At 52.1% G+C, this 16,997-nt stretch carries 25 protein-coding genes; 13 read left to right on the top strand and 12 right to left on the bottom strand.

Features of this window, described 5'->3' with window-relative positions; translation table 11 throughout:
- Positions 1-17: 17 nt before the first annotated feature.
- Together J9789_RS16075 and J9789_RS16070 are read left to right on the top strand one after the other, a co-directional pair.
- Positions 18-338 carry a helix-turn-helix transcriptional regulator gene (locus J9789_RS16075; RefSeq protein ID WP_071430674.1) on the top strand — a complete coding sequence of 107 codons (321 nt, stop codon included), beginning with the start codon at positions 18-20 and terminating at the stop codon, positions 336-338.
- Positions 339-341: 3 nt separating this feature from the next.
- A complete protein-coding gene (locus J9789_RS16070; RefSeq protein WP_130870531.1) occupies positions 342-1,598 on the top strand; it encodes a type II toxin-antitoxin system HipA family toxin in 1,257 nt (418 codons plus the stop codon).
- Between the two features lie 43 nt (positions 1,599-1,641).
- On the opposite strand, the gene J9789_RS16065 is transcribed toward J9789_RS16070, so the two are convergent.
- From J9789_RS16065 to J9789_RS16035, 7 genes are all read right to left on the bottom strand, one after another.
- Positions 1,642-2,511 carry a DUF6551 family protein gene (locus tag J9789_RS16065; RefSeq protein ID WP_071430670.1) on the bottom strand — a complete coding sequence of 290 codons (870 nt, stop codon included), beginning with the start codon at positions 2,509-2,511 and terminating at the stop codon, positions 1,642-1,644.
- The gene (locus tag J9789_RS16060) at positions 2,511-3,464 is read right to left on the bottom strand and encodes a hypothetical protein (protein WP_071430667.1); all 954 of its coding nucleotides are present in this window, start codon (positions 3,462-3,464) and stop codon (positions 2,511-2,513) included. The genes J9789_RS16065 and J9789_RS16060 overlap by 1 nt, the downstream gene beginning before the upstream one ends.
- A complete protein-coding gene (locus J9789_RS16055; RefSeq protein ID WP_071430665.1) occupies positions 3,445-3,843 on the bottom strand; it encodes a hypothetical protein in 399 nt (132 codons plus the stop codon). The genes J9789_RS16060 and J9789_RS16055 overlap by 20 nt, the downstream gene beginning before the upstream one ends.
- The gene (locus J9789_RS16050; RefSeq protein WP_209346677.1) at positions 3,833-4,639 is read right to left on the bottom strand and encodes a hypothetical protein; all 807 of its coding nucleotides are present in this window, start codon (positions 4,637-4,639) and stop codon (positions 3,833-3,835) included. Before J9789_RS16050 ends, J9789_RS16055 begins: the two co-directional genes overlap by 11 nt.
- Positions 4,640-6,520 carry a recombinase family protein gene (locus J9789_RS16045; RefSeq protein WP_101691771.1) on the bottom strand — a complete coding sequence of 627 codons (1,881 nt, stop codon included), beginning with the start codon at positions 6,518-6,520 and terminating at the stop codon, positions 4,640-4,642.
- Positions 6,513-7,118, bottom strand: coding sequence for a recombinase family protein (locus tag J9789_RS16040; protein WP_209346676.1), 606 nt, complete (start codon positions 7,116-7,118; stop codon positions 6,513-6,515). The genes J9789_RS16045 and J9789_RS16040 overlap by 8 nt, the downstream gene beginning before the upstream one ends.
- A gap of 144 nt (positions 7,119-7,262) precedes the next feature.
- A complete protein-coding gene (locus J9789_RS16035) occupies positions 7,263-7,622 on the bottom strand; it encodes a helix-turn-helix transcriptional regulator (protein ID WP_071430658.1) in 360 nt (119 codons plus the stop codon).
- Between the two features lie 141 nt (positions 7,623-7,763).
- On the opposite strand from J9789_RS16035, the gene J9789_RS16030 reads away from it, so the two are divergent.
- The 10 genes from J9789_RS16030 (at position 7,764) to J9789_RS15985 (ending at position 13,487) form a co-directional block, all read left to right on the top strand.
- Positions 7,764-8,141 carry a helix-turn-helix transcriptional regulator gene (locus tag J9789_RS16030; RefSeq protein WP_087189068.1) on the top strand — a complete coding sequence of 126 codons (378 nt, stop codon included), beginning with the start codon at positions 7,764-7,766 and terminating at the stop codon, positions 8,139-8,141.
- Between the two features lie 160 nt (positions 8,142-8,301).
- Positions 8,302-9,021 carry a metallophosphoesterase gene (locus J9789_RS16025; RefSeq protein ID WP_209346675.1) on the top strand — a complete coding sequence of 240 codons (720 nt, stop codon included), beginning with the start codon at positions 8,302-8,304 and terminating at the stop codon, positions 9,019-9,021.
- On the top strand, positions 9,018-9,368 hold the full coding sequence (locus J9789_RS16020) for a hypothetical protein (RefSeq protein ID WP_204885439.1): 351 nt from the start codon (positions 9,018-9,020) through the stop codon (positions 9,366-9,368). Before J9789_RS16025 ends, J9789_RS16020 begins: the two co-directional genes overlap by 4 nt.
- Positions 9,365-10,609 (top strand): hypothetical protein, encoded by a 1,245-nt coding sequence (locus J9789_RS16015; protein ID WP_209346674.1) that lies wholly within the window; start codon positions 9,365-9,367, stop codon positions 10,607-10,609. Before J9789_RS16020 ends, J9789_RS16015 begins: the two co-directional genes overlap by 4 nt.
- Positions 10,606-11,169: a metallophosphoesterase gene (locus J9789_RS16010; protein ID WP_087937003.1), complete on the top strand. Its 564-nt coding sequence runs from the start codon at positions 10,606-10,608 to the stop codon at positions 11,167-11,169. The genes J9789_RS16015 and J9789_RS16010 overlap by 4 nt, the downstream gene beginning before the upstream one ends.
- Positions 11,166-12,050, top strand: coding sequence for a hypothetical protein (locus J9789_RS16005; protein ID WP_209346673.1), 885 nt, complete (start codon positions 11,166-11,168; stop codon positions 12,048-12,050). The genes J9789_RS16010 and J9789_RS16005 overlap by 4 nt, the downstream gene beginning before the upstream one ends.
- On the top strand, positions 12,043-12,267 hold the full coding sequence (locus J9789_RS16000) for a hypothetical protein (RefSeq protein WP_087937001.1): 225 nt from the start codon (positions 12,043-12,045) through the stop codon (positions 12,265-12,267). The genes J9789_RS16005 and J9789_RS16000 overlap by 8 nt, the downstream gene beginning before the upstream one ends.
- On the top strand, positions 12,267-12,578 hold the full coding sequence (locus J9789_RS15995; protein ID WP_209346672.1) for a hypothetical protein: 312 nt from the start codon (positions 12,267-12,269) through the stop codon (positions 12,576-12,578). The genes J9789_RS16000 and J9789_RS15995 overlap by 1 nt, the downstream gene beginning before the upstream one ends.
- A gap of 42 nt (positions 12,579-12,620) precedes the next feature.
- Positions 12,621-13,010: a recombinase family protein gene (locus tag J9789_RS15990; protein ID WP_071430640.1), complete on the top strand. Its 390-nt coding sequence runs from the start codon at positions 12,621-12,623 to the stop codon at positions 13,008-13,010.
- Between the two features lie 117 nt (positions 13,011-13,127).
- On the top strand, positions 13,128-13,487 hold the full coding sequence (locus J9789_RS15985) for a hypothetical protein (protein ID WP_087937087.1): 360 nt from the start codon (positions 13,128-13,130) through the stop codon (positions 13,485-13,487).
- A gap of 410 nt (positions 13,488-13,897) precedes the next feature.
- On the opposite strand, the gene J9789_RS15980 is transcribed toward J9789_RS15985, so the two are convergent.
- The 5 genes from J9789_RS15980 to J9789_RS15960 form a co-directional block, all read right to left on the bottom strand.
- Positions 13,898-14,239, bottom strand: a complete 342-nt coding sequence (locus J9789_RS15980) for a hypothetical protein (protein ID WP_209346671.1) — start codon at positions 14,237-14,239, stop codon at positions 13,898-13,900.
- A gap of 25 nt (positions 14,240-14,264) precedes the next feature.
- Positions 14,265-14,663, bottom strand: coding sequence for a hypothetical protein (locus tag J9789_RS15975; RefSeq protein WP_209346670.1), 399 nt, complete (start codon positions 14,661-14,663; stop codon positions 14,265-14,267).
- Between the two features lie 25 nt (positions 14,664-14,688).
- Positions 14,689-15,126: a hypothetical protein gene (locus J9789_RS15970; RefSeq protein WP_209346669.1), complete on the bottom strand. Its 438-nt coding sequence runs from the start codon at positions 15,124-15,126 to the stop codon at positions 14,689-14,691.
- A gap of 86 nt (positions 15,127-15,212) precedes the next feature.
- Positions 15,213-15,479 carry a hypothetical protein gene (locus J9789_RS15965; RefSeq protein WP_209346668.1) on the bottom strand — a complete coding sequence of 89 codons (267 nt, stop codon included), beginning with the start codon at positions 15,477-15,479 and terminating at the stop codon, positions 15,213-15,215.
- Between the two features lie 415 nt (positions 15,480-15,894).
- Positions 15,895-16,668: an alpha/beta hydrolase gene (locus J9789_RS15960; RefSeq protein WP_245185336.1), complete on the bottom strand. Its 774-nt coding sequence runs from the start codon at positions 16,666-16,668 to the stop codon at positions 15,895-15,897.
- A gap of 78 nt (positions 16,669-16,746) precedes the next feature.
- Here J9789_RS15960 and J9789_RS15955 point away from each other — a divergent pair, with 78 nt between their 5' ends.
- Positions 16,747-16,959 (top strand): hypothetical protein, encoded by a 213-nt coding sequence (locus tag J9789_RS15955; RefSeq protein ID WP_209346686.1) that lies wholly within the window; start codon positions 16,747-16,749, stop codon positions 16,957-16,959.
- Positions 16,960-16,997: the final 38 nt, after the last annotated feature.

Genomic DNA, 16,997 nt, shown 5'->3' with positions numbered 1-16,997 from the left:
TTAGGAGGCGATTGTGCATGGCAAAAAAAGCTGCGGTCATCATGCCGCAAACACGGGAGATCCTGGCACAGATGGGTGAGCAGATCCGCCTGGCCCGCCTGCGCAGGAAGTTGAGCCTGGAATTGGTAGCAGAGCGTGCCGGGATCAGCCGAGCCACTCTGATATCCATTGAGAAAGGCACCCCTACGGTATCCATCGGCTCCTATGCCGCTGTGCTGCACGCATTAAACAATATGGACAGCGACCTGCTGCTTATTGCAAAAGATGATGAATTCGGCAGGAAGCTACAAGATCTGGCGCTGCCCACCAGACGGCGGGCACCCAAGAAAGGAGAGTAGCCCATGGCGCAGGACGAAAAGACCATCTATGTATATGAAAATTGGCGTGGAGAGGCACCCACTCTGCTGGGGCGGCTGCGCTGCGGCTTCGTCCGCGGACAGGAAACCTTTTCCTTTGAGTATGATCCAGCCTGGCTGTCATCCGCCGAGAGTTCCTTCTCTCTGGACCCGGATCTGGCTCTTTACCGCGGGCGGCAGTATGTGCCGCTGAACAAGCAGCTCTTTGGCCTGTTTTCCGACTCCTGTCCGGATCGCTGGGGGCGTCTGCTGATGAAGCGCAAGGAGGCCATCGACGCTCGCAAAGAGGACCGCAAGCCCCGTAAGCTCACCGAGAGCGACTTCCTGTTGGGGGTCTACGATGAATCCCGTATGGGTGCGCTGCGGTTCAGCTTGGAAGAAGGGGGCGAATTTCTTTCGAACGATAAAGCGTTTGCGACGCCTCCATGGGTAAACCTTCGGACGCTGGAAAACGCCTCTATCGCTTTCGAGAGCGATGAGAGCGGCCTGAATGAAAAATGGCTGCGTGAGCTTCTGGCCCCCGGCTCCTCCTTGGGAGGCGCAAGACCCAAAGCGACGGTGCAGGCCACGGATGGCGCCTTGTGGATCGCCAAGTTCCCTTCCAAGCATGATGAATATAACAGCGGCGCATGGGAGAAGGTCGTCCATGACCTGGCACGGCTCTGCGGGCTGGATGTTCCGGAATCCAAATTGGAGACATTCTCCAAGACCGGCAGCACCTTTCTTGTCAAGCGATTTGACCGAAACGGCAGCCGTCGCATCCACTTCGCCTCCGCCATGACCCTGCTGGGCAAGACCGATGGAGCCTCGGCAGCGGACGGAAGCAGCTATCTGGATCTGGCGGCGTTCATCCGGGCCAACGGGGCATCACCCCGGCAGGATCTGGCCGAGCTGTGGAAGCGGATCGTGTTCAGCATGGCGGTATCCAATACTGACGACCACCTGCGCAACCATGGTTTCCTTCTGACACCCACCGGCTGGCGGCTGGCCCCTCTCTATGATGTGAACCCAGTCCCCTCGGGGGACCGGCTTTCCCTCAATGTGAGTGAGTATGATAACACCATTGACTTGGAACTGGCTCTGGAAGTAGCCGATTATTTCGGCCTTGCCCCGCAGGAAGCGGAACAGGCTGCAGAGGAGGTCTGCAAAACAGTATCCGGACACTGGGAACGGCTGGCCGGACAGTATGGTCTCAGCCGGGGAGCGATAGAGTATATGCGCCCCGCCTTTTCCCTTCCATGATAAGATCACAAACGGACGATTCCTGGTGGAACCGTCCGTTTGCTTATTCTTTGGCGGCTCCCTCAAAAGAGTCCCCGCCCTCATCCTCGTCCATATCCGTATCAATGTCCAGTCCTTCATTGTTCCCCACATTCTTCTCGTAGAGCTTGGTCCATTTGAGCGGATATTTGCATTTGCGGTTATAGGCCAGAAGCATCGCCTCAGCATAGCCCATAGAACCGGGGCGTCGTTCCTTGGCTGTTCTCGAAAGCAGCTTGACCGACATTTCCCCTACTTTTTCCTTGAAGGTCTCATCTTTCAGGGCATCGCCGAATGTGTAGACCAATCTGGCGATTCCGTTGAGCATATTGGCGGACAGCGAATTCATATCGCCCTCCCATGTGCCTACGCAGAGTCTGAGTGTTCGATCAAGTACGTGGTAACCGAACCGCTCATATATATTTTCAAGCGTAGAGACAGCACAGACAACGCCATAGTTTCTGACCTGGCCAATGGAAAGAGAATAAGACTCTACCAGATCTTTGATCATAAGCTGCTCCTGATTCCCGGCTTCCACATTTGCCATAAACACTTCATAGGGACGGAGCGGTTTGACAAACTTCATCTGGTTGGCGAAGATATCTGCCTCGTGCTCGTAGTTCAGATCATCGTATATCATGCACCAGACTGGCGTTTCACGAGAGCCAGAGGCCAGGGCGACGATCTCCACCGTGTGCTGGCCATTGAAGACATAGTTGACCCCATTTCGACGGCTCACCTTCACAGGGTTGATCTGATACAGATCAAAGTGTGCCGCAGCATTCAGCACATGCTGTTCGGAAATATTCCTCTGGTACTCCTGATTGGATACGAGGTTCTTGATGGGAATCTGTTCGAAGTGAACATTGGGAACAAACATACTATAATCTTCCATTAGGATTCCCCCTCAATTGCATTGAGCATTTCCTGGATTTTTCCTTCTAATTCAGTCAACGCCGCCAAGAGGTTTTGTCTGGCAGCAGGTGATATTGCTTCCAAATGTGCCATGGACTTTGTCCGGTCGATGGAGCTCATCCAGGAGGGGATCGTAAGAGTAAGTCCAGCAACTTCCGCATCCGGGTCATAGGCGGGCATCGTCTTGATTGCCGGCTGCTCTGCCGCCGCTGTGCCGGGCTTGGCAGAAGCGTCGGAATAAAGGCATCGTCTCGATTCACTGTAACGAGCGAAAGCATAGGGATTTTTTCCGATTTTTTTACTAAGTGCTCTCAATTCTTCGGGTTCCATTTCTGATAGAGCAACGATATTTTCGAAAGAAATCTTATATGCCCCGGAAAGAATGTGCGGAACAAGCTCAGGAGCATTTTGTTCAATGGTATCTAATGCTGCACTGTATTTCGCATATTTCTGTACGGTTGCGCCGGACACATGATACTTCCTTCCCAGCCGGGCTGCTGTTCGCCGGCCGCTCTCTTCATCTATTGGGCGGCCTCTCCCCACAGCAATGTTGGGGTTCGGACGGTACTGATTATAGCCATTCCTATTTCGCTGTACTTTCTTTTCCACTTCATATTGTTTCCCAATCAGATATTTCCTGGTTTCTTCTGAGATGTTGCGTCGTCCGAGTTGATTCGCACAGATCCAGGCGATGGCAGCATCTCTGCTTGGAAAATCCAGCTCCTTGACTCCATAAGGAATGCGCATTTTATTGCATATTTCATAGCGATTATGACCGTCGATGATGGTATCATTCCATGCGATGATATCTTCCCGGCATCCTTCCACGACAAGATTCAGCTCCAGCTGCCGGTATTCCTCCCGGCGAAGTGGACGAATCAAGTTTTTGAATTCCGGATCGATGTTAAGCTGCCTAAATGCTTTCTCTGTCATGTAGCCTCCTGCGTTCCAGCTGTTTGACGGTTTTGAGGGAAAAATATGCGACCCGGTTGACTTGATCGATCTCACCGGTCAGCTGGTAATTAAATCTCAGGTCAAAGCCACCCAGCAGTTCGGAAAAGTTTTTGATAAGGATCGTACTATAGAATTCTATAGACTGCTGGGATGTACTTGACATCCGAACCTTGTTTGCGGTCCCGCCTGAAATAGGTTTGTCCGATCCGAGAACGGCGATATACAGTTCTTCAGGGTTTACCAGGAATTGCACATACGCAGGATTCTTCAAGAGACGAATCGTTTGCCTGTGGATTCGAATCCGGTTTCGCGCAGGGTCCAGCGTTAAGTAAGCCTGCAATTGATTTTCATGATTCATGTCCTTGTCCTCCCAAAACGGACTTACTACCAGTATCAGAGGCAGCCTCGTCTGACTGCTCTGATGCAGCAGGAGCGATGTTATCGCGCAACCCATATACAGCATATCCTTCAAAAATGTCTACCTGCATAGATTTCTGGTGTTCCCGGAACGGGAGTCCAAACTGCGTCTTCCAGCCCTCCGGAAACACGGGAGTTCGAGAAGACTTAGGCTTCTGGCCGTCTTTTTGCACCCGCTGATACACTTCGGTCGCTGTGAGATCAAATGCGATGAGCCACTCATCCCTGGCATGGATTATCCGCCCGAGGAGCTTATATCGATAGTCCAGATTCCAGCCCATCAGTGAAAACACTTTGGCGAAAAAAATCTTGCAGGTGATCTGTTTCGGTTTGCGTCTGCCGGAGCCGTTGGTGCACCAGGCGCAGGCATCCCGATCTTCCGCCCGACAGGGACGGATCGCCAAGATCCTGCTCTCCTGATTGACCAATACCTGCACATAATCAACTTGTGGGAAGCGGTTCAGGCAGGCGGTATTTACATAAAATTTGTAATTGTTGAACGTTACAGACGGCTCATTAATATGGGCGAAGAACTCACGGCGTACCACTTGGTAGCCATCGTAGTTAAAGTCACCGACCATCTCCAGAACCTCATCACTACTGCTGTTTGCGGGAGAAGCTTCCGGTTCCGCTTCTTCTAATTCAGCAGACGGAACAATATCCAAATGCCCGTCCTCCAGGGAACGAAGCATTCCGGCGATTACGCCGCCGGTATTTTCCCGACTTTCTTCAAACATTTAGGATTCCTCCTTCCCGCGCTGACCGAGTTCCTGACAGATATAGTCACGCAGCACGTCAAATCCTGTCACGCGGAGTTTCTGTCCGGTTTCATACAACTGGCCCTCCATGCGGATTTTCCAGTCTTCCTCACTCTGATCGCAGACGGGCGGGAAAGACTGTTGGTGGAGGTAATATTGCTTGCCAAAAGAGCCGATCCACTCCTCCGGGACTGCCCGCACCCGTTTGCCGGAGACAGAAAGGGGCTGTACAGGCTCCTTCGCCTGTTCTGTGCTTTTTGAACCGGAAAGCAGGTACGATTTAATAAACGCTTCCGCATCATTGACATCAAAAATATACGCAGATTCAGTTTCGGTTTGAAACAGCGCTCCGGCGATCCGGTATTTTAAATCCGGACTCCAGCCGAATAACTGAAAAAGCGTTTCTACATAGGCCGCACCGGCGATATCCCTGGGCTGATACTTTCCGTCTGACAGCTTGGAAAACACGACTGCGTTGCGGCTACTCTTCGCCGCTGTACGGACGGCGAACTTCATCTCCACAGGGTTGACCAGCAGCTCCACATGGTTGTCTTTCCCAAAAGACCGAACACATGTGGTGCTGAACTTGATTCTCTTATCTTGAAACAGTACATAGGGACGGTGATAATTATCAAAGAATTCACTGCGGGCGATTTCAAAGCCTCTCATATCAAAATCTCCCGGAACCAATGTGATGCTCGAGGGCAGGGATGCATCCGCCTGCTGCTCATCGGGCGGATGGATACTGGCGGACGCTTGGTAATAATCCGCCGGCTTAAATCCAGCCCAGCGGGGATTGATGGTCACGAACCCTCTGAGCAGGCCGCTGTCGATCACCCGCAGCTCCGGGAGGATGGAGCGGTTGCCATACTTGGAGTTGTTCAGAAGATGCTGAACCGCAATGAAATCATCTCTGGAAACGATGCCCTCGTGGTGGTTCCGGTAAAGGCTCTGGGGTCTGTCCCCCCGATTCTTTCTGGCCTTGTGGTTCAGATAGTTGGGGGTGAAGGTCTTCCGGGTCAGTACATCCCCGCAATGCCGCTCATTGCGAAGGACCTGGACAATGGAGTTGGATGTCCACTTGACATTCCCCAGATAAGTCTTCCTGCCCAGCTCGGTGAGCGCCGCCGCAATGTCGGAGGTGGAATATCCGTACAGATACATATAGAAGATGAGTTTTACCGTGGGGGCTTCATCCGGGTTGACGACCAGGTTTCCATCTGCGTCGTGAGAATACCCCAGCAGTTTGGGCGTCAATGGCAGACCTCCGTCCAGCCGCATCCGCAAGGAGGTCTCCATGCTCCGGCTGCGGATGTGAGACTCCTCCTGAGCCATGGTGGCCTGAAACGAAAGCGCCATCTGGGAATCGTCTTTGAGGGAGAAGATACATTCGCTCTCAAAGAATACCCCGACAGGACTGGGCAGCTCCGCAAGCATTCGCACCATGCTGATACAGTCCACCACATTCCGGGCAAAGCGAGACACGCTTTTGGTGATGATCATATCGATTTTCCCGCTACGGCAATCGGCGATCATGCTGTTGAACTCGTCCCGATGAGCCAGAGAAGTCCCGCTGATGCCCTCATCCGCATAGATTTTGACCAATGTCCAGTTGGGATGATGCACAACAAAATCTTCATAGTATTTCTTTTGCAGCTCATAGGAGGAAGTCTGCTGGACATTGTCTGTGGAGACACGGGCATACACGGCGACCCGCTGCCTTATATCATTGTCGTAATAGTCGATGGGCTTTTTAGCCGGAATGAATTCATAGTTCTCCGGGTCAACTTTTGTGTTGATACGCCGGCGGACCCGTTCTTTCCGTTCCGCAAGCTGTTTGCGTGTGGACTTGTCAATCATGCAGCATTTCCCTCCGGGGTTTGTCATCAGGAAGTATCTTCCAACCGGGATCTGGCAAAAAGTAGGGGTCGTGTAGATCCTCCTGGTAATAGGAAGCCAGCGTATAAATATCCTCCGAAACGAAGTAAACGCCCACTGGCTTTGGGAGTGCTGCCAAGAGGCGCGTACAGAAAGAGAGCTCGGAGAGCTTCTTCGAGATATTGCTTGCTTTCTGGGTAATGATCAGATCGACCTTTTCCTCGTAGCAGTCTTGAAGGAGCCTTGACCACTCCGGGGCGCTCTCCATATTGGGCGCAGTGCTGCCCTCGTCCACATAGAAACCGACAAACTTCCAGTTTGGGCAGAGAGCCAGTGTATCAAGAAATTGCTTTTTATGAGCTGAGAGATAGTCCTCATAGCGGGTCTGGTTGAAGTAGCGGATGTATACCGCCACACGGTAATGTGTTTTGGGAAGCGGGCGTTCCCGCTTGATTTCCTTTAACCAGGCACGATGTTCCGCTAAAAGGGTGTTTCGTTCCGTCTCCCTTTCCAGCAGGAAATCAAATGAGGGCATAACTTCCTGCTCTGACTCTCTGTTTTGAACGGCCAGATCTGACATATTTGCTCCCCCTGTGTTATTTCTCTTCCAGGCCATTATATAATCTGCAGACTAATAACAAAATCGACCAGAAGTCAAGGTGTTGACTTCTGGTCGATAGATGAGAAAAAAAGAAGCGAGCCGGCAATTCCAGCTCGCAAATTTTCAGGTATTGTCATCCCGTCTGGCCATAGTGGATTTCAACTCACGAACAATCTTCAGGATGGAATCCAGCTCCTTGGGAGAGCAGTCGGCCAGCAGCTCGTCAAACTCGCTCTGGTATAGGCTTCTCACCTCCGGCACATCGGGCCGAAGAAGGGAATCAGCAGACACTTGCAGGGCTTCGATGATTCGGATAAAGGTTTCCAACTTCATGCTCGTCTTGCCTTTTTCGATATTGCTGATATGCGGCAGCGAGATATTGGCCTTCGCAGCAAGATCGGCCTGGCTCATCCGGCGATTGATCCGCGCATCTCGAATACGGGAGCCGATCAGCTGGCTCTCGGTCAAATCATGTTCCGTCATCGGCTTCCCCCCTCAAATATATTCTCCAGATTATCTATTTCTAAGAGTATATCAACCTGAGGTGAAATTGATATAAGGCCGAGTTGATGATATAATCTAAACACTATAATAAGACTGCAAAATTTTTTTGGAGGTCTTATTATGAGCCTGAACTACAAAGTCATTGGAAAACACATCCGTGAAGTCCGCCAGCGCAACCACCTTTCGCAAGCGATGCTCTCTGAACTGGTAGATAAAACGCCATCTTACATCAGCTACATAGAGAGCGGGATCAAGAGCATGAGCCTTGACACCTTTGTGCTTATCGCCAATGCGTTGGGCGTATCTCCCGACCGGCTTTTGATGGAGCAAGTCACCAGCACTGAACGGTGCGCCAGCGAAGAAATCGCCCTGCTCCTTTCGGATTGCAGCACCTATGAGATGCTGATTCTCCTGGATGTTATAAAATCGCTGAAAGCTTCCTTGAAAGAGCATCACGGCAGATACGGTAAACCAGATAACTTTGATTTTACCGTCTGAACCTGAGAAAGCAATCAACCGGAAGTCACGAGCATTGACTGCCGGTCGATCTATGCCAGTAAAGCTGGATATATTTTTGGAACGGTGGATATGTTTTTGGAAAGTCCCGGATATGGGGCTTCCGAGTTGGTATAATGAGAAAAGAAAGGTGGAATGACCAATGATCTATTACACGGGTGATATCCACGGAGACCCCTATGAGGTCATACAGTTTTGCGACAGCAAGAAGCTGACAGAGCAGGATACTCTGGTTCTGCTTGGAGATGTAGGAGCGAACTACTACCGAAACCGGCGAGACACAGAGATGAAGAAAGTTCTTACCGCCGTAAAGCCGACGATGCTCTGCATCCACGGCAACCATGAGATCCGGCCGGCCAGCATCTCTTCCTATCGGACGAAGCAGTGGAACGGCGGGACAGTCTGGGTAGAGGAAGCCTTTCCCCGCCTGCTGTTTGCTATGGATGGTGAGATCTTTGATCTGGAAGGTCTCCGACACTTGGTCATCGGCGGAGCTTACAGCGTGGACAAATTCTACCGGCTGGCCAGAGGGTACGGCTGGTGGCCGGACGAACAGCCTTCCCAGGAGATCAAGGACAAGGTTATCCAGACGCTGGACGCCTGCGGGTGGCAGGTAGATACCGTCCTCTCCCACACCTGTCCCTATCCGTATGAGCCGCGCGAGGTCTTTCTTCCGATGATCGACCAGAGTACCGTGGACGACTCTACCGAGAAATGGTTGGAGGAGATCGAGCGGAAACTCAAATACGACCACTGGTTCTGTGGACACTGGCATATTGACAAGCATATCGACCGGATGCGCTTCCTCTTCCACAGCGTGGAGGCTGCGCCGCAGTTCTTGACGGGAGGGGAAACATTATGACGGAGGAAGAAAGACCGGAGGCCAAGGAGCGGGAGGCGTGCTTTGCCGCAATCCGTGAAATCGTCCAGGACATTTCCCGCCTAATGGACGCCGCATATCAGCAATACAGCCGTTTGGTAGAACAGGTGTTGAACGGCAGGATCACCGAGGAGCGGGAGATCGAGCGAATCATGGACGGGCTTGTGGACTTCGGAGATGATCCGAGGCTCCTTGAACTGTACAAAACCCTCTGCCGCCATGTCTATTACAAATACCCCGCTCTTGTGGGAGAGCACGCTGCCCTCTTCCGGCTCCAGTTTGAGGAAACGGAGGATGGGGACACGGATACTGAGGAGGTGAAAACATGAAAGCGCCGGAGATCAAGCACTACATCAACTGGCTGGGTCGGGTGGAATACCGAAACATCAACTGCTCCTTCACCTATGACGAGACATCCTATGCGGCCATCGACCGGATCTTCCGCCTTCTCCACCGGCTGGAGCCAGGCCCGGAGAACACAAGCTGGGAACTATGGCTCCGTGCGGAGCGAGGTACCATCGAAGACTTCGGCAGCTTTGAGGAGCTGCGGGCGGACGGCCAGGTGGAGAGCTTTGAGGAGTTTGAAACCTGGTGGCATTCCGAGTTCCCGGAGGAGGCAGCGTGGTTCCACTTTGCTGCCGGCGAGGATCAAGAGATCGGGTATCGGGCAATATTCTTGGGGCATCGGCATGTGCTGGAAGTGGATGGCCGCAGAGAACGTTCCTTCCCCAACGACATCTCCAAATTCACCGCTTGGCTGGAGGAGGCGGTACGGGACACCGTTCAGATGGTGGAAACCGGTTCTTATCAGGAACTGGTGGAACGGGAGCTGCCCATCTGGCATCGAACCGGAACCATCCTGCGCCGGGATCTGTGGAGGGTATTCCCACAGTGGAAGGAGGAGTTCTTCCAGGACTTCTCCCAGCAGGAGGTGGAGGAGTTTCTCACCTTGGCGGTGGGGTATCCTTTGGGAAATAACAAGCGGCTCCCATCCGTGACCGCAAACGAATTCTATCACTTCTGTGCTCTGGGCTATCAGGCTATGGGTTACACCGGAACGGAGAAATCGGAAAAAGAGCAGTACGCTCTCCACGCCGATGGGCGGGACGAGGGACTGTCCAAGCTGGACGGAGATTCCCCCGAAGCTTTTGCACGGTGGCTGAAGGAGCGTCCCCGCACCGGTCACCCCTGGGAGGTATGCCGGGGCGGCAACAGCACCCACATCGACTGCATCGTACACCAAGATGCGCATGGCTACTATCTGGTGGTGGCCGGTCTTGCGGAGACCCGGACGATTGAGGCGGTCCGTTTCTTCCTGGCGCTTTATCGGGCAGGCGTTCCCGTATGCATCCGAAACACAGAGGAACTGAAGGCCCGCCTGACCGGAGCGGAGTCCATCGGCATCGTGCCGGAGGGAGTCTTTCCCGCCTACTGCCACGACAGGTTTCCGGGAGAGAGCATTGTCGATTTTATGAACCTGCCTCGGGAGCGTCAGGATGAACTTGCAAAATACTGCCGATGGCAGCCAATCCCAGTTCCCAGGATGAAGAAGGAGGGTGAAACCCCATGATCTTCTTTACCTCTGACCTGCATCTCGGTCACGAAAACTGCATCCGCCTTTGCAATCGGCCCTTTTCCAGTATCGAGGAGATGGACGAAACTCTCATCGAAAACTGGAACCACAAGGTCACAGGGAAGGATACTGTCTATATCCTCGGCGACCTGATCTACCGCAGCCAAAAGCCGCCGGAGGAATACCTGCGGCGGCTGCGGGGGAAGAAACATCTCATCCTTGGGAATCATGACAGGGGATGGATCAGGAGTTGTCAGACAGAACGATTCTTTGAAAGCGTCAATAACCTGCTGTATGTCGCAGACGGGAAGCGGCAGTACACACTTTGTCACTACCCCATGATGTCTTGGCCTCACATCATGCGCTGCTACATGGTCTTTGGCCACATCCACGGCAATACCGACGCGGATTACTGGCCGCTCATCCAGGCAAACGAGAGAATGCTGAATGCCGGAGTGGATGTCAATCACTTCGAGCCGGTCACCTTTGAGGAGATGGAGGCCAACAATCTTCTGTATAAAGGTCAGTCAAAAGCCGGGCTTGAGGTGCAGCCGTGAGACATAAAAAAGGCTTTTATGAGGTGGCTCCTGTAGCCGGTTTCATCGCACGGCAGGACTGGACGCACACGATGGAACGAGCCGAGCGAAACGGCCTCTCTCTCCAGTCCCGAAAAGGAAGCACCGGGCTGCTGTTCTCCGTGAGAATCCTCGCTCCCATTTTAGATGGAGGGCTGCGGCATATCGTTCTGGCAGCGATCCAGTACAGTCTGGGGCGGCACACTTATATGCCCGGCATAGTCGCGGAATTCACCTGCCGGAACCTGAGCCGTCTGGACGAAGCTACCCGTTTCACCGCTGTGGCAGAGATCCGCGCACATTTAAACCGATATGGAGAACAGGAGCCATATCCTCGATTGTGGCACAGCTTGAGTCGGGTGCTCACATCTGGCAAAATCAAAGAAGACGATAGGAGGAAGGAAAGGATGCCGATTTTACAACCTCTGGAAAGCATGGAACGCTTCTCACGCCAAGCACTGGCAGATGACCTGGACACCGTGCTGGAAAGGATAAGCCGCGAGGACATTGGGCTGGTGATCACCGAGGAAGGCAAAGATGACCTGGTTCTCTGCCCAGCCTCCTGGTTCAACCTTGACTATGTGGATGACTTTTCCTGTGTCATCAACAGCGCCCTCCGCTATGCCATGCGCAGCGAAGATGAGGAGAGTGCGGCGGTCGTCCAGTATCTTCGTCGCCACTACCAGTTGTTCGATGAAAAGACGCTTTCGGTGGCTGTCGCCGATCTGGAGCGGGAACTGAACCAGCCGATAGTGACCCTCAAGCAGCCGCAGGTCTGGAAGGAGCTCCAGGAGCTGTTCCGGCAGCGACTGGACGAGTTGCGGAAGGAATCTTCGGAAGGCGAGGAAACGCACCATGGATGAAAAGCAATATGAGCTCGTGGAAATCCAAGTAGATGCGGAGCTTCTGGAACAGTTGGAAGCGGTAATCGCCCCGATGGGGCTGACGCCAGAAATGTTGGCTGTGAAGTTCTTCGAGTTCTGCGTCGATCCCGCTACTCAGGAGTTGGCCATCTCCTTGCTTCTGAAATGGAAAGCCGAACAGGAAGCGGAGGGGGAGAATCCGGGAGGGGGACTTTAATGCTGTCCAAGGAAACCTTCTGTGAAGCCCTGCGAAAGATCCAAGCGCAAAAGGATCGAGACGAACAGTTCAGTAAGGCACTCACCCTGATGGGAGACGGACATTTCGTATTTGAGGGCGGAGCGCCGCTTCTTGCCGCCTTGCTGGATGTACTGAAGGAAGCGGTCGACGACCAGTACGACTATATCAGCTGGTGGCTTTACGATGCCGCCCCGGACTATGAAGTCTGGACCGATGATGAAAAAACTAAGTGGTGCCTGAAAGAACCGGAAGCCCTGTATGATTTCATCCGGGATGAATGTCAGGGCTGAGTGGTAGCGTCTCCCCAAATTCGTTCAAGGAGGTCAAATCAGATGTCTAAGTGCTGCCTATACTGCCGGGTAGATGGAGCGTCTACGGAAAGCAACTGTCTCGCCATAAACCAGCAGCTCACCGCACTCCGAAGCCTCGCCGGCCAGCTTGGTTTTTCGATTTCCGCAGAGATGCTCCAATATGAGAGCGGCTTGGACGCAAACCGACAGAGCATTCGAACGCTGATCCGTGATGCACGACATGGAGTCTATGACCGTGTGCTGGTGATGAACGGCGACCGTCTGGCTCGTGACGCCGAAGGTTTGGCGGCGATTGGAGAAAAATTGACCGCAGCAGGAGTCCGGGTCTATTGCCCAGATGGCGAAATTGATCTGGCCCCCGCATATTCTCATGGTTATTTCCGGGTGGCAACGATGGAACAGACCATGTGATTGGGAAAAGTTCCCGTCCCACCTCTCTTCCACGGCCAAAGAAAATGCGGTATAATAAAGGAACCACATACACCAGACCGGGAAAGTTGCTCATTCCGGCAGGAAGGAGATGTTGCCATGAGTTCATTAGAGGAAAAGAAAAGTGAGCTTGAGAGGGTCCTTGGGGTATTCCAGAACTACATTGAAGGCTCTGAATTGCTCGATGTGGTCTATTCGAAAAAGTTCGGGTATGTTCTGCTTGGCCTGCCTGCGGCGGATTCCATTGATGACTCCGATGTAACACGACTGGAAGATCCCGAAACATTGGTGAAAGAGGTCTATCAGAATCTCGCATACGACTTTATGGAGCAGGAAGGACACAGCGAGGATTACACGGAAGCCACCAATCTGGAAAAGCGAGCTATGCGGGAATGGATGAAAGAGTACACGGATCAGCTGCCGGAATACAACTACCTGCTGGACGAACTCCTTGGATGACGTGTCCGATGAAGCAGGCGCTTCCCTCAGTCAATCTTTCGACATGGATAAAGCGGACATCTTTTTTGGTCGAACACTAAAATTGACCCTCGGGTGGAAAATCCGCAGCCATCGCAGCAAAACGGCAAAAAAATAATGGGTGAAGACCCGCAAAGCCTTGAAAGTCATGGATTTCCGCAAATATCTCAATTGGTCTTACGCTCCATAAAAGCCTTGAAATCGTAAGATTTCAAGGCTTTTCTTTTTTTTAAACAAATTGATCCGCATTTCTGTTATCCCCCACAAAAAAGCAGATCAGCCCCTACACCCCCTTTGGACCAAATTTGGCCGTTTTTCGGCGCAAAATACTGCAGTGTCCCATTGCGGTTTATGTCTGATCTTGAACATCTACCACATTTGATTGATCTCTATCATCTCATTAGGTCATCAAAGAAATCGCCGTTAAGGTCAAAAAATGCGGTATAGATTGCCACATAATCACCCTCATTATCATTGATGGCCATACTAAAAGAGATGCAGAGTAAGGGCGAGTCATACATATAGTTTTTCTCGATTGCGGCAATCTTCCGCTCAAATTGATAGGTTTCTGCCACAGTCCGGTAATCTGCCCGCATTTCTCTCTGAAAATCCTCCGGCTCATCATCGTGCCATTTTTTCAGGTGTTTCATCATGAACTTTATGGTTTTCTCATATATTTTATACTTTTCAAGGTATGCGTCAAAAGGCATCCCTTCCAGCAAAATCTCGCTCATAGCATAGGATCCTCCTTTATCGCGCTTACTCTGAAGAAGCAACTCTTGCAAAGCCCTCTGTCCAGTGACACTGGCCGATCCAGTAGGTGTCCAGACTCCACTCCTGCTTGTTCATACGCCGCTTGGCTGCCTCCATAGCCCTCTGGGCTTCTGAGAGAGCCCCATAACAGCTGCTGCTCCAAATGCCTGTTTCATTCCCATTCTCGTTCTCGTCCCATGCCCAGATCATGTGGATCTGCCCCGATGAATCAATCGCACCAATCACCGGTTTCTCCATGATCTCATAGGTACAGGGATAGTCCCGAAGTCCAGGGACCACGGATAAGTAGTGTTCCGCCGCCTGCTGGGCCTCTTTACGGCTTACAAACAGGCCGACAAAAAAGCCCTCCTGCCTCTCATTAAACATGGACAAGCTATATAGCATACCGTTTTATCCTCCGTCTGCTGCATCATCGCAGTTTGGGGTTCCACTTCAAAAATGTGACCGTTGGATATTCATCAGATAAAATATCTGCCATCAGATTGGTCCCACAGATAAAAATGTGGTGGGTCTCTTCCGGAACAATGTAGTTTTCCTCCCGGAACCTGGTCAAATAATCGGAGGTCTTACTGAGATAGAAGGTCCAGAGCGCCCAGTCCGGCGTTTTCTCAGATACCCAAAGCTCCGGGCGGTAGCTCTCATCGGTGACCGTATAGGAAACGATCCTGTCCCACACCAGCCGGAGGGCCCACTCCGACCGTTTCTCCTCTTGGAAATGGTCGGGGCGCAAAAGAACCGCAAAGCCCTCTTCCCTCTCAAATCCGATCTTCTCCACATCATAGACTTCGTCCACATCCCGGTGTGGGACCCACTTTCGGAAATTCTCCCAGAAATGATGTTCCAGCATGACTCTGCGCTCCTTTCGGCTCCTCTGTCATGTAATGCCTGGCTGATAAGTGCTCAATGCCCTGCTTTATGATTCCTCAAATTGCATTACGGCTTCTTTGCTCTCTTTCTTCTGTCCGCGACAGCCTTCAAAAATTGCAGATAATAGGCAAGAATCCCAAGTCCCAGCAGAAGAAAGGCGACTCTCCTGAAAAGACTTTGCCCCTCTATCACAAAAACCAGCAGAAAAAGGCTTACAATGCCGATCAGAAACAGAATGGATATAAAAATCGTACAGATGATTCGGATTGTCCTGGATGTCTGCTCCGACTGGGCGACATCTATAAATGTTTGCAGCAAAGCATCCAGCCACATGGAAAGCATCTCCTCCTCGCATCAGGACCTTATCCCGGAAGTCCGGGTCCTCACACTATTTTCCCGTATACATTCTGACTCCGTCCAGAAGGATGAAACTCTCACAGTCCTCCCAGGCCATGTCTTGATTCAGTTTTGAGATTATATCACAACGAAGGTGGAAAGCTCATGTATATTCTCTTAAGATTTCTTAATCTTCAAAAGCAAACAATCTCTTCTTATTTACAGTCCCTCCATTTCTGAGCATCCATCCACAGGCGAGATTCAAATTCTCTAATCAAAAATCCTGAACTCTTAAAATTTCAATTTCCAACATTGTTATGGCCCCCGGCATAGCCGGGGGCCATAATCTGTATATTACAAGTTTCTGCTTTGCTTTTACAGCTACAGCTTCCACCTACAGATCCCGTTTCTGCTACCTAAGCTGATGCAAGAAGCCTTCCACCGCCGCCATGGCGTCACCGGAGCTTTTCAGGGGGAACATCTGAAAGACATGCCACATATCCGGCCAGCTCTGCAGTACACAGGGGACACCCACTGCGATCAGCACATCCTGGAGCCCCTTGGAGTCCGAGTAAAGGATCTCCCGCTCCCCTACCTGGACCAGGGTGGGAGGAAATCCGGTCAAATTTCCAAACAGCGGTGAGAAGCAGGGCCGGCTGTAATCGGCGCCCGGGGCGTATGCGCTGCGGACAGACTGGATGTAACGGTTGGTCAGCATGGGATCCAGCTCCTCCCGCTGGGTATAGGAGTCGCCGCTGGAGGTCATATCGGTCCAAGGAGAGAAAAGGATCAGCCTGCCGGGCAGGAGCCGCTTCTGCTCCTTCAGGGCAAGGGCCAGTTCCAGCGCCAGGTTGCCTCCGGCGGAATCTCCGGCCAGAATGATGTCGTTTGCACCCCAGCCCAGGTGCGTGAGATAGTTCCAGGCATCCAGCGCATCCTCCAGTGCGGCAGGATAGGGAAATTCAGGAGCCAGTCGGTACTGGAAGGACAAAACTTCGCACCCGGTCGCACTGGCCATTTTTGCGGCCAATACCCTTGCATACCCCAGGTTACCGCTGGTATACCCGCCGCCATGGCAATAGAGGATCACTTTGCTGCGATCATGCCCCCGCTCCGGACGGACCCAGGCCATAGGCATTTCACCCAGTGAAAATGTCTCCCAACTGAAGCCAATGGTTGGGGACATCAGACGCCCCAGGACCTCCTGCCCCCTTCTCTGAAAAGCCAGGTCTTCCAGTTCCGTTGAATCGGGGGAGGCCGCGCTATGCACCGTTTTCAGAGCGGCCATCATGGCGTCGGTGAGTTTTTGGTTGAAAAGCTCTGTTTTTTCTTGCTTGTTTTTGGACAAATTGAGTTTGGAATTCATAGAGAACCCGCCTTTCCTGCGCTGTGGTATGCTTTGATTATGACAGCACCCAAAGACAAAGACGGTTGTACAGGCAACCGAAACAAAAAATGTGCTCTGAAAGACGTGTAGTCCTTCAGAGCACATTTTTTATGGTGCAATCCACTGAT

Origin of the sequence: Flavonifractor sp. AGMB03687, assembly GCF_017811815.1 — a bacterium.
GTDB lineage: Bacteria > Bacillota > Clostridia > Oscillospirales > Oscillospiraceae > Flavonifractor.
This window is presented reverse-complemented; position numbering and strand designations above follow the sequence as displayed.